At 45.5% G+C, this 11,792-nt stretch carries 11 protein-coding genes; 9 read left to right on the top strand and 2 right to left on the bottom strand.

What is annotated here, in order from left to right; all coding sequences use genetic code 11:
• The first annotated feature begins 73 nt into the window (after positions 1-73).
• Complete coding sequence (locus tag QUB13_RS00795; protein ID WP_333377802.1) at positions 74-655, top strand: NADPH-dependent FMN reductase; 582 nt, start codon at positions 74-76, stop codon at positions 653-655.
• A 228-nt stretch (positions 656-883) separates the two neighbouring features.
• Positions 884-1,099, top strand: coding sequence for a hypothetical protein (locus QUB13_RS00790; protein ID WP_333377799.1), 216 nt, complete (start codon positions 884-886; stop codon positions 1,097-1,099).
• A 204-nt stretch (positions 1,100-1,303) separates the two neighbouring features.
• Here the strand turns inward: QUB13_RS00790 and QUB13_RS00785 are convergent, their stop codons facing one another.
• Both QUB13_RS00785 and QUB13_RS00780 read right to left on the bottom strand, forming a co-directional pair.
• Positions 1,304-2,137 carry an inositol monophosphatase family protein gene (locus tag QUB13_RS00785; protein ID WP_333377796.1) on the bottom strand — a complete coding sequence of 278 codons (834 nt, stop codon included), beginning with the start codon at positions 2,135-2,137 and terminating at the stop codon, positions 1,304-1,306.
• Between the two features lie 163 nt (positions 2,138-2,300).
• Complete coding sequence (locus QUB13_RS00780) at positions 2,301-3,734, bottom strand: BCD family MFS transporter (protein WP_333090085.1); 1,434 nt, start codon at positions 3,732-3,734, stop codon at positions 2,301-2,303.
• A 144-nt stretch (positions 3,735-3,878) separates the two neighbouring features.
• Here QUB13_RS00780 and QUB13_RS00775 point away from each other — a divergent pair, with 144 nt between their 5' ends.
• The 7 genes from QUB13_RS00775 (at position 3,879) to QUB13_RS00745 (ending at position 11,735) form a co-directional block, all read left to right on the top strand.
• Positions 3,879-4,823, top strand: coding sequence for an aldo/keto reductase (locus QUB13_RS00775; protein ID WP_333378223.1), 945 nt, complete (start codon positions 3,879-3,881; stop codon positions 4,821-4,823).
• A gap of 324 nt (positions 4,824-5,147) precedes the next feature.
• A complete protein-coding gene (locus tag QUB13_RS00770; RefSeq protein WP_333377793.1) occupies positions 5,148-5,663 on the top strand; it encodes a methyltransferase family protein in 516 nt (171 codons plus the stop codon).
• Positions 5,664-5,725: 62 nt separating this feature from the next.
• Complete coding sequence (locus tag QUB13_RS00765) at positions 5,726-7,171, top strand: hypothetical protein (protein WP_333377790.1); 1,446 nt, start codon at positions 5,726-5,728, stop codon at positions 7,169-7,171.
• A 387-nt stretch (positions 7,172-7,558) separates the two neighbouring features.
• A complete protein-coding gene (locus QUB13_RS00760; RefSeq protein ID WP_333377789.1) occupies positions 7,559-9,142 on the top strand; it encodes a chloride channel protein in 1,584 nt (527 codons plus the stop codon).
• Positions 9,143-9,203: 61 nt separating this feature from the next.
• Positions 9,204-10,130: an Rpn family recombination-promoting nuclease/putative transposase gene (locus QUB13_RS00755; RefSeq protein WP_333377785.1), complete on the top strand. Its 927-nt coding sequence runs from the start codon at positions 9,204-9,206 to the stop codon at positions 10,128-10,130.
• A gap of 54 nt (positions 10,131-10,184) precedes the next feature.
• Positions 10,185-11,060, top strand: coding sequence for an Rpn family recombination-promoting nuclease/putative transposase (locus tag QUB13_RS00750; RefSeq protein WP_333377781.1), 876 nt, complete (start codon positions 10,185-10,187; stop codon positions 11,058-11,060).
• A gap of 57 nt (positions 11,061-11,117) precedes the next feature.
• Positions 11,118-11,735, top strand: coding sequence for an HAD family hydrolase (locus tag QUB13_RS00745; protein ID WP_333377779.1), 618 nt, complete (start codon positions 11,118-11,120; stop codon positions 11,733-11,735).
• The last annotated feature ends 57 nt before the right edge of the window (positions 11,736-11,792 follow it).

Raw genomic sequence — 11,792 nt, 5'->3', positions numbered from 1 at the left:
CGATCGCGCCTTCCTTTGCTAAAATTTATCTTGAAAATGTCAAGATTATCTTGTCAAAATATCAGGAAGTACCATGAACAATACACCAAAAATACTGGCATTTGCCGGAAGTACCCGCGAAGCATCCTACAACAAACTGCTGGTAAAAGTTGCTGCTGCTGGTGCTAGGGCGGCGGGTGCAGAAGTTACCTATGTAGATTTGCGCGATTTGCCGTTGCCGATATTTGACGAAGATTTGGAAGCAAAAGAGGGAATGCCAGAAAATGCCCGGAAGTTGAAGGAATTGATGATAGCGCATCACGGGTTTTTGATAGCTTCCCCTGAGTATAACAGTTCGGTTACGCCTGTGTTGAAAAATGCTATCGACTGGGTGTCGCGCCCCGCTCCCGGCGAACCGGGATTAGTGGCATTTACTGGCAAAGTAGCGGTAATTATGAGTGCTTCTCCTGGCGGACTTGGCGGTTTGCGGGGATTGGTTCATTTGCGCTCTATCCTGGGGAATATTAGCGTGTTTGTCCTCCCGGATCAGAAAGCAATTCCCAAAGCTTTTGAAGCGTTTAATGATGACGGTACGATGAAAGATGCCCAACAGCAGGAATCTGTGGAAAATCTCGGTGCTAAATTGTCGAATATCCTGTCTAAATTAATCGCATAAGGCGATAAATTGATGGGGCGGTAGGGACATAACAATGTTGTGTCCCAATCCTAATTTTTGTTATTTTAGTTGCTGTATAAAGTACGTGCATCTGGGCTATCCCGATCGCAAATCGCGTCCTAAAATTGCTACAATTATATAGCGGTTATCAAAAAAGTGAGGTATGCCCTATGCCCTATCCCCTATCCTATCCCGGATAGTACCTCATCTTTCTGAGAAAGGCTATAGTTGATTGCTGGTGATTCTCACCCCAAAATTAACATGACATTCACCGGAAATCCAAACTCAGCACCTGTATTACTTACAACTGAAGAAGCAGCGCTAGCAAAAACCAGCAGCCGCGCTTTAGCATCGCACTTAGAAAATCATCCGTCTGACGAATCCCTGAACTCGCAGAAAGATTACCACAAATTTTACCACTACCGCATCACCCGATCGACCTAAAGAAAACCACCCGATCGCACATTGGCAGAAATGCACAAGAGCAAGCATAATTTAACCATCGGTCATCGGTCGGTTATACTTGTTACAAACCGCACGGCAGGCGTGGGAGACTCCTCCGTCACACCTGCCATGCAGTTTTATTTAAAATTGTCCGATTAGGTCATCCCTGCACGACGATAAAACAGGTTCGAGGCTACATTAATATCAGCCCATTTTCTTTTTCTTCCAAGCTTCCACAAACGGCAAAAATACCGACACTAACTCCTGCCGGTTCATTACCAAAGTCGGATAAGAAACCCTCCCGTAATTCTTCCCCACTTCCAACGGAAAAATCGCCTGGGACTCCAGCGGCAACCAAACCGCACCCGCAGCCTTCACAATTACCCAACTCCCGGCAATATCCCAAATTTTCGGAGTCGCTTCCACGCCTCCCATAGCGACACCCGAAGCCACCATCAAAAAATTGTAACTAGCCATCCCCAACATCCGAATTTTACTCGGAAGATTAGGCCCGATTCCCACACTCCGGGAACACAAATTAAAAATATGATTTCCGCTCATTTTATCAGGACTAGGGCGAATTGGGCGATCGTTTAAAAACGCACCTTGAGGCATATTTGTCAATACATCATTGCCCGCCAAATCCTCTGCATAAAAACCGTGAAAAGTTTGATTCAACGGCGGCAAATGCACGCAGCCAAAAACTGGAGTTCCGCGATACAATAAGCCTAAAGAAATCCCCCAAATTGGAATTCCGCGAGCAAAATTAGTCGTAGCATCCAAGGGATCTACAACCCAACACCATTCAGTATCGGGCAAAACGTGTTCTCCTTCTTCGCTCAAAATCCCGTGGCTGGGAAACGCAATTGCGATCGCACTTCTAATTTCCGCATCCGCCCAATTGTCAGATTGCGTAACCAAAGTGCCATCATCTTTCTCATCCGCTTGTACGCAACCGAAATCTTTCAAAAACTGCTGTCCAATTGTCTTGACAGTAGTTTGAGAAAAAGTTAAAATAGAGTCCCAAAAATTAGTCATTAGTTATTGGTTATTGGTTATTGGTTATTGGTTATTTGTTGTTGGTTATTGGTTATTGGTTATTTGTTGTTGGTTATTGGTTATTGGTTATTAGTTATTGAAACTAACAACGGGCAACGGGCAACGGGCAACTGCCAACTGCCAACTGCCAACTGACAAAATATCAGTCTAGTTCATTTTCAAGAATAGTGGCGATCGCACTTTTAGCATTATCCTGAAACTCCCGCACATCCACCCTACCCAACAGCCAAACAGCCAGAATCATACCCACCGCCGGCACAGCAAATACTAACCCGTAAGCCAACATCGGCACCCCAAACAAACTCCTGCCAAAATCCAAAATAGCACCGCCGCTAACAGTCGCCACACCCCGCGCCATCGCTTGCGACAAACCCCAAGCGCCAATAAAAGTCCCCGCCGTTTCTGCAGCAGTCAAATCCAACATCAAACTTAGCGCACCAGTCGTCGTAATTCCTGAAGCTAATCCGAAGCACATTAAAGCCGACTTAAACACAATTGGATTACCAGTAAATCCCGATAAAATAATCAAACAAAAACAAGCAGCCACCGACAAACAACCCAACCTAATCGTATTTTGCTTGCCAATTCGCGGCACAATTAAAAAACCAGTGGCACTCAAACCAAACAGCACGCCAGTACCGTAAATAGCATTCAACCGCGTAGTTTCCGAAATCGGCATCTTAAAAATTTCCCCGCCGTAAGGTTCCAAAACCGCATCCTGCATAAACAAGCAAATTGTCATAATCAGCAGGAAAGTAAAAAATAAACCGGTTTGACGGCTAGCAGTCAAAATCCGCAGCGCACTTCCCAGAGTAATTTTATCTTCTCGATTAACTGAGATCGATCGCACCCCGTACCGCGAATACTTTTTCTCAACCCCAAAAGTTGCAACCGCCACCAACAGCAAAACAACTGCCGGCACTTTCACAAACAAACCGTTAATCGAAGCCTGCAACACTTCCCGAGGCACATCCCCATCAATTTGCTTCAGCAAACCGCTGCTGACAATCGCCCCGATAATGATACCAACCATCAGCATCGACCACACAACACCAATCAACTTCGATCGGTCTTCCTCATCCGAAACATCCACCAACAAAGCAGTAAAAGGAGTCGAACTCGAACAAATCGCGATACCGTAAATTGCAAAAACCAAACCCAACAAACCCACCCAACCGTAAGTAGGAGTCGTCCATCCCACAGCCTCCAAACTGTCGCCCAAGCACCACATCACCTGCACCGCCAAAAAAGCCGAAATTACAAACAACAGCCCTCCCAGCCACACATAACCCGTGCGGTGATGCCCGAACAAAGGCTTAGCATCAGACATTTGCCCGAACCACACCCTAGCCGGGGCGACAAACTGGTGCATCGCCAGAGTACCCGCCACCACAGTAGCCGGAATCGCCAACTCCTTAATCATCACGCGATTGAGCACCCCCAGCGTCAAAATCGACATCATACCCAGCCCCATCTGAAACAAACCCAGCCGGAACATAGTCACGAGGGTAACTCTCTTGATAGCAGCAGTCGCGGAATCTGTTAATCTAGAATCTGGCAAACGGTCGATCGACATAACTATTAAAATAAATACAGCATGACTCATTTATAGTAACTGAGATACAGCCGCCTTTCCTCCCAAAGCCCGAAGCTCAAATGCGATTATTCGTATAAATTCATATAAAAATAAAGAGAATCAATAACTGTGGATTTACCAACCGTGACAACCATTACCCTAGGACAAAACGGCCCAGCCGTCATTCCCCTGTGCGTCGGAACTTGGGCTTGGGGCGATAAACTATTTTGGAACTACGGCAGCAACTACGGCGCCACCGAAGTAGAAGCAGCATTCAAAACAGCCCTAGACGCAGGAGTCAACTTTTTCGACACAGCCGAAGTCTACGGTAACGGCTTGTCAGAAGAATTGCTGGGACAGTTTATCAAAAAAACCAGCCAACCCGTCCAAATAGCCACCAAATTCGGCCCCGTACCTTGGCGGATTACCGGAAAATCTGTTTCCGACGCTTTGAGTGCCAGCTTAAAACGCTTGCAAGTAGAACAAATAACCCTCTACCAAGTCCACTGGCCTTTCACTTTTTTACTGAGTCAAGAAAGCCTAATGAACGCCTTAGCAGACGAAGTAAAAAAAGGCAGAATTCAAGCAGTAGGAGTCAGCAACTATTCAGCAGAACAAATGCGAGAAGCCCACAAAATACTCGCAGCCAGAGGCGTACCCCTAGCAACCAATCAAGTCCGTTATTCATTGCTGTCGCGGCAAGTAGAAAAACAAAAAATTGTCAGTACAGCCTCGGAATTGGGAGTAACAATTTTAGCTTACAGCCCCTTAGCCCAAGGATTGCTGACAGGTAAATACACCGCCGAAGAACAACCGGCAGGAGCCCGGAAACTGGATTCCCGCTTCAGCAAAACAGGCATCGAAAAAATCGAATTAGTCATGTCCACCCTGCGGAAAATGGGCAAAAAGCGATCTCGCACGCCCGCCCAAGTAGCCCTAAACTGGCTAATAGCCCAAAACGGAGTCATCCCCATTCCCGGCGCTAAAACCGCAAGACAAGCCCAAGAAAATGCAGGCGCATTAGGTTGGACTTTAAGCCAAGATGAAGTCAACCAACTAGAGCTAATGACACGTCCTTGGCTAGAATAAATTTGTTAATTGTTGACTGTTGATTGTTGACTGTTGACTGTTGATTGTTGACTGTTGACTGTTGACTGTTCGGCGTAGGTTGGGTTTTAAGCTGTAGCGCATTTTAATTGCATATTCAGGGCGGGCAGGATGTCCACCCCACAAGAGTTTTATTATTTGTTGACATACAGTTTAAATGCCGCAACAGCTTACTTCCCTCTTCCTTATTCCTGATGACATTGGACGGAAAGCTCGGCGGGGACAGCACTAATGACTAATGACTAATGACTTCTTCCCAATTCCCAATTCCCAATTCCCAATTCCCAATTCCCAATTCCTTCAACTATGAAAATTTTAACTGACTGGGGTTTCACCCGCGAAAGCTTGCGTCACAACAGCCGTGGCGAATATTTAGTATTACTGCAAGGAGCATTACTAGCAGGATTTGCCATTTTACCAGTTTATCAAATGCCGGGATTCAAAATTCAATCAACTCAATTAATTTATGTTACCTGGTTTCTCGCAGCTATGCTCGGCTTAGGCGCGCTAATTTTAATCGTCAAAGGATTGATAGACTTAGGAAAAAACCTCACACCTTTACCCTATCCCATAGAAAACGGAGAATTAATCCAAACAGGAATTTACAGCATAGTGCGGCATCCCTTATACAGCGGCTTAGTTTTAGCAGCTTTCGGTTGGACAATTTTTCAAATGAGCATATCGCACTTAATAGCAACTGCAATTTTACTGATATTTTTTGATATCAAAGCCAATCGTGAAGAAACCTGGTTGAGTGAAAAATATCCCGACTATTCAGAATATCGCCAGCGAGTCAAAAAACTCATTCCGGGCATTTATTAATAGAACCCATCGACCTCTGAGTTAATCCGCGTAAATCTGCTTCAATCTGCGGTAAAAAAAATATGAAAAATCGCAAAAAGTTACACATTAAAATGTGTGCATTAATCCTATTTTTGTGCTCGTTTTTAACAATAATTAATGGATGTAGCTTTTTTATTGCAACAAAATCCTTTAAACTTCCCGACTCAGCCAAACAAGAACCCTGGCCAGTACAAACAGGCCTCCGAGTCAACATCCTCCGCGAAAACATCCCAACAGTTAATCGCATAGTTTTAGTACCAGACGAAGCCACATTCTTAGCAGCAATCCAAAAATGGAATCTCAAAGGAAACTGGCCCATTCTCATCGAAGATAAAAAATATGCGCCGATGTTTGTACAGCGCTTCCAACCCGAAGAAATCATCCGTTTGCCGAGCATCAAACAGCAACTCCCAAAAGGTCAAAAACTCCAACAATTAATGCTCAACAGCGCAGCAGCAGCCTGGAATGCCACGGATACTAAAACCTTAAAAGCAAAATGGACTGAGCTGGGCTGGGAACCTCCAGGAGTAGTAATCACATCAGAAAACGACCCCGCACGTACAGCAGCAGTTGCCTTAGCAGCAGCCCGCGGCGAACCTTTAGTATTTCTCGAAGGTAACTTCGGAAAACCCAACGATAACCTCAATGATACACAGTGGAAAAATCTGCAAGCAGCGGTTACAAAAGCCGTCGAATCCACTGGATATTTTTACTCTCAACTCGGAGATCCGATCGACACAATTACCATTGTACGCCAACTAGCAGTAAAATATCAATCCCCCAAAAACAAAGACGAACAATGGGCTGTTACCGACGGTTTAGGAAGGCATCCCAACGGCGAACGGTGGGCCGCCGCAGGCTGGATTTACGGCTCCGAAGTGCGATCGATCTATCAAGCCATGTGTGCGATATTTCTTGACAGCCAAACAGCTATGCTTTATAACAGCTACCCCACAGAAGGAAACTGGGGAAAATATGGAATGGAAGAAGCATCTAACAAACTAAAAAGCATAGGCATTAACGTAGAATTAGTGCAACAACCACAAGCTAGCTTGGAAAGATGGCGGAGTTTAGCAGCAATACCGTGGGCATTTGACTTAATATTGATGAATTCCAAAGGCTATCCAAAATCATTTCAAGTCGGTAACGGCGACGCGGCAGTTGACGACATACCAAAGCTGCAATTTCCTGCAGCAATCCACATGATTCACAGTTGGTCAGCATCAGCTCCCGATGATGTAAATACCGTTGCTGGTAGGTGGTTGCAAAATGGCGCTTACGCCTATATTGGTAGCGTCAACGAACCTTTTTTGGCTGCATTTCTTCCACCTAAAATAATGGTCGATCGCCTAACACGAGGTGCACCCTTTTTAATGGCAGCCCGCCAGCTAGAATCCCCTCCCTGGAAAGTCGCCACCATCGGCGATCCGTTAATGTTAATCGCCAAAGCCAGACCAAGAATCCCGCCGGATAAACAACATATCTGATGTTGCGCGCGATCGATTTTAGCTTTGAGATTTGTGGTTTTAAGGTAGAATCTCGCATCGCCAATTCTTCAATCGGAATGTTGTATTTCACTGAATTATACGATTTTACAAGTTCATGGATGCGATCGCCCGCTAGCGCCAACACTGTAAATATAGTTAATGAGCATTATCGCCAGAATCTATCTAAGTTTGAATGTAACTGAGAATTAGATCGCGCCCAATTTGCTGACTCTCAGAATCGGTCGTTCCACCCCAGCCACTGGCCGCCAAAATCTACCGTAAAATACGCCTTAATTAAGTTGTCAATTCCCCTAAAATCACTCAAAATGAAAATAAGAAATAAAATGTAATATTTATCTAACTTCTCACAGAAGAATTAACCGTTCAATGACAGCCACCCCTCCTGTGGATCTGCCGCCACCTGAGCCAACCGCAGAAACTCCCGACGCCTCCCGCCTCAGCCCGTTGTTCACCCGCCTGCACCCTAGCCCCGAAACCCTCCTGCTGATCCTCTCCCTAGTCATTGGGGGAGTTACGGGCGCGGGCGTTGTCACCTTTCACTATCTGATCCACTTCATCCACAGCGTGATGCTGGAAGACTTCATGGGGGCGATCGCCTCGAAAGGCCCTTGGACGCTAGCCTGCATTCCCACCCTAGGCGGAGTCATCATCGGGCTGATGCGCTGGCGGTTTCGGGATTTTGGCCCGAATATGTCATCGTTAATTGCAGCCACCCGGGGGCTGCAAGAACTCTCCCCCCTCAAACCCATCACCAAAATGGTGGCCGCCTCAGTATCCCTCGGCACCGGCGCATCTCTCGGCCCGGAAGCCCCCAGCGTCGAAATCGGCGCCAACTTCGGAATGCTGCTAGCTCAAGTCTTGCAGCTCTCCCCAGAACGGCAGCGCTTGCTCCTGGGCGCGGGAGCAGCAGCAGGTTTATCCGCCGGGTTTAACTCTCCCATCGCCGGAGTCTTTTTTGCGCTAGAAGTCGTGCTCGGCAGCACCTTCGCCACTTCGTCAGTCAGCGTTGTCTTGCTCTCTGCTGTCGTTTCGGCGCTGATCGCTCAAATTTGTTTGGGAGCTCAGCCGGCCTTTGCTTTGCCTGTCTACGATGTCCGCAGCCCCCTGGAACTGCCGCTATACATGGGATTGGGGCTTTTGGCGAGCTGTGTGTCCCTAGCTTATACAGAAGCAATTCAATTGACCGATCGCTGTTTTCAAGGAAAAATCCGAGGATTTGGTTGGCTCGGACGACTGCCCCGCCCGTTTCATCCGATCGTCGGCGGTGCGATTGTCGGTTTAGTCGCCCTGCAATTTCCTCAAGTTTTGGGCGTAGGCTACGAAACAGTTGAAGCCATGCTGCAAGATGTGAAATTTTCCTTGCCTTTGCTGTTGTTGCTGCTATTCGTCAAACTGGCGGTGACAGCAATCAGCCTCGGCAGCGGTTTGGTAGGGGGGATATTCGCTCCGGCGATGTTTTTGGGAGCTTGTCTGGGTTCGGCTTACGGCATCTTTTTGGAAATGTTGCCGGCAATGAGCGATCGAGTTGCAGGCCCTGCTGCCTATGCAATGGTGGGCATGGCCGCGATCCTTGCCGGCAGCGCCAAAGCACCGCTGACAGCCATCCTGTTGATGTTTGAATTAACCCGCGATTACCGCATTGTCTTGCCTTTGATGGCTGCTGTCGGATTGAGCGTTTGGTTGGTGGAGTTTGTCAACCGCCGATCGACCACTCACAGCCTTAACCTGCACCAAATGGGCGTAGATGTTGCTGTCAATTCCCCGATCGCAGCCAGAGAACAGTTGCAGGATTGGGAAGATGCTCTGGGCGATCGGATTGTCACAGAACTAATTTCTTGCCAGCTCCCCATTGACGGCGAACAAAGGGACGATGAGTCTGTGCTGGCGATCGCTAATGCACATTTACCCAAAGATGTCAAGTCTTTGCCTGAAACAAAATCAGCAGTTTGACTGCTCTCAAATCCCCTACTCCGTCACAAAACTAATAACCAAAAACCTAAATATTAAAGCCATGATATTTATCAACCCAAAAACCGATTACGCCTTCAAAAAAATCTTCGGTTCATCAGAAAGCAAAGATATTCTGATTAGCTTTCTCAACGCCTTAATTTATGAAGGCAATTCTACCATCGAAGACCTAGAAATTATCAACCCAAATCTGCCGCCCAAACTTGAAGGCTTAAAAGATAGTTATCTGGATGTGAAAGCCAAACTTAGTGACGGCACTTTAGTCATCATTGAAATGCAAGTGCTAAACGTCCAGTCTTTTGGCAAGCGAGTTTTGTACAATGCAGCAAAAACCTATGCTTTTCAATTGGAAGCAGCACAAGGATATCGATTGCTGAAGCCAGTGATTGCTTTGACAATTACGGATTTTGAAATGTTTGCTAACAGCGAAGAATGGATTTCGAGATTTGTGTTCAAAGAAGTCAATAAAAACTTTACGTATCCCGAAAACGACCTGGATTTAGTGTTTGTAGAGTTGCCCAAGTTTACTAAAGGAGAGGAGGAACTAGAAACCTTAGCAGATAAATGGATTTATTTCATGAAAAATGCCAGAAGTCTCACATCAATCCCAGAAGCAATGGATAGCATACCCGAAATACAGTCAGCTTTTAATATTGCGAATCAATCCAAGTTAAGCCGGGAGGAAGTGGCAGATTTGGACAGAAGAGAACAGTTTATTTATGACCAACAGGGGGCGATCATGAAAGCGGCTCTAGAAGCGCGAGAACAGGGCATAGAACAGGGCATAGAACAGGGCATAGAACAGGGCATAGAACAGGGCATAGAACAAGGCATAGAACAAGGAAAGCGATTGGAGAAGTTGGCGATCGCCCAACAATTACTTTCACAGCTAGATAATGCCGCCATCAGCCAAGTTACGGGGCTTAGCGTTGAGGATGTGGAAAATTTGCGATCTTCGGGCGATTCCTGACACTTACAACAAACTACGCTTCAGTGATTTAACCCCTACTACCAAATTAAAGCCATGATATTTATCAACCCAAAAACCGATTACGCCTTCAAAAAAATCTTCGGTTCATCAGAAAGCAAAGATATTCTGATTAGCTTTCTCAACGCCTTAATTTATGAAGGTAATTCTACCATCGAAGACTTAGAAATAATCAACCCAAATCTGCCGCCCAAACTAGAAGGCTTAAAAGATACTTACCTCAATGTCACAGCCAAACTAGACGATGGCAGCTTAGTCATTATTGAAATTCTAGTTCTCAATGTTCAATATTCTGGCAATCGGGTGTTGTATAATGCAGCCAAAACCTACGCATTTCAATTGCAAAAAGGAGAAGGCTATCGAATGCTCAAGCCATTAATAGCTTTAACCATTACAGATTTTGAAATGTTTCGCAACAGCCCTAACTTAATTTCGAGATTTGTGTATAAAGAAGTTAAAAGCAATTTAAACTATCCGGAAAATGACATGAATTTAGTGTTTGTAGAATTACCTAAATTCTCTAAAGAAGCAAGTCAACTAGAAACTTTGACAGATAAATGGATATATTTCATGAAATATGCCAGAATTCTCTCAGAAGTTCCCGAAACAATGGATAGCGTACCGGAAATCCACAAAGCATTCGATCTTGCCAATGAAGCCCGGTTAAGTCGGGAAGAAGTAGAAGCTTTGGAACGCAGGGAACAGTTTATTCACGACCAACAGGGGGCAATTATTAAAGCTTTTGAAGAAGCAAGACAGGCAGGAATACAGGAAGCAAGAGAGGAAAGAAAACGAGAAGAAACGCTAGCGATCGCCAAACAATTAATTTCACAGCTAGATAATGCCACGATTAGCCAAGTTACGGGGCTTAGCGTTGAGGATGTGCAAAATTTGCGCTCGGGCGATTCATAGCTTAAAGTAATTGGTACAGGGAGTAGACCTCGACATAGTGATGAACGATTTTTGATTATGGATTCTATAAAAAAACTATTGATCCTCGATCTTGATGAAACTTTAATTTATGCTACCGAAGCATCACTACCTCGGCAAGCTGACTTTTTAGTGGGGCCATATCACATTTACAAACGACCGTTTCTTGATGTCTTTTTGAAAAATTGCTTAGACTGGTTTGAGGTGGCAGTTTGGACATCTTCAACGCCGTCTTATGCGATCGCAATTGTGTCAGCCATCTTTGAAAATCCTAAAACTTTATCGTTTGTGTGGGCAAGCGATCGCTGCACAGTTGCTTACGATTACGATATGGAATGGTTGGAATATTACAATCGCAAAAATATAAAAAAGGTCAAGCGCAAAGGGTATCGTCTAGAGTCAATCATTGCAGTGGATGATACGCCTCAAAAGTGGGAGCGCAGCTATGGCAATCTGGTGCGAGTAAACCCCTTTGAGGGGGAGGAGACGGATGATGAATTGAAGTATTTGCTGCTTTACTTGGATCGACTCAGATATGAAGAAAATATCCGCAGTGTCGAGAAAAGGTTCTGGCGGAATCAGCTTGCCAGATCGATCGGCGAGTCAGAAATATCAAACCCACAGCAAGTGACATCCCCAATCGATGAAGTTGATTAACCCCCAACTTTAGGCTAAAATGATTGAAAAGTATTCATAACAAGCCTAGAGGCGCTG

This window comes from Microcoleus sp. B4-D4, assembly GCF_036705185.1.
Lineage (GTDB): Bacteria > Cyanobacteriota > Cyanobacteriia > Cyanobacteriales > Microcoleaceae > Microcoleus.
This window is presented reverse-complemented; position numbering and strand designations above follow the sequence as displayed.

Bases quoted from the DNA above. Each gene is read 5' to 3' on its own strand.
- QUB13_RS00770 (WP_333377793.1), top strand. From the start codon at position 5,148: ATGAAAATTTTAACTGACTGGGGTTTCACCCGCGAAAGCTTGCGTCAC.
- QUB13_RS00745 (WP_333377779.1), top strand. From the start codon at position 11,118: ATGGATTCTATAAAAAAACTATTGATCCTCGATCTTGATGAAACTTTA.
- QUB13_RS00755 (WP_333377785.1), top strand. From the start codon at position 9,204: ATGATATTTATCAACCCAAAAACCGATTACGCCTTCAAAAAAATCTTC.
- QUB13_RS00785 (WP_333377796.1), bottom strand. From the start codon at position 2,137: ATGACTAATTTTTGGGACTCTATTTTAACTTTTTCTCAAACTACTGTC.
- QUB13_RS00795 (WP_333377802.1), top strand. From the start codon at position 74: ATGAACAATACACCAAAAATACTGGCATTTGCCGGAAGTACCCGCGAA.
- QUB13_RS00765 (WP_333377790.1), top strand. From the start codon at position 5,726: ATGAAAAATCGCAAAAAGTTACACATTAAAATGTGTGCATTAATCCTA.
- QUB13_RS00780 (WP_333090085.1), bottom strand. From the start codon at position 3,734: ATGTCGATCGACCGTTTGCCAGATTCTAGATTAACAGATTCCGCGACT.
- QUB13_RS00760 (WP_333377789.1), top strand. From the start codon at position 7,559: ATGACAGCCACCCCTCCTGTGGATCTGCCGCCACCTGAGCCAACCGCA.
- QUB13_RS00750 (WP_333377781.1), top strand. From the start codon at position 10,185: ATGATATTTATCAACCCAAAAACCGATTACGCCTTCAAAAAAATCTTC.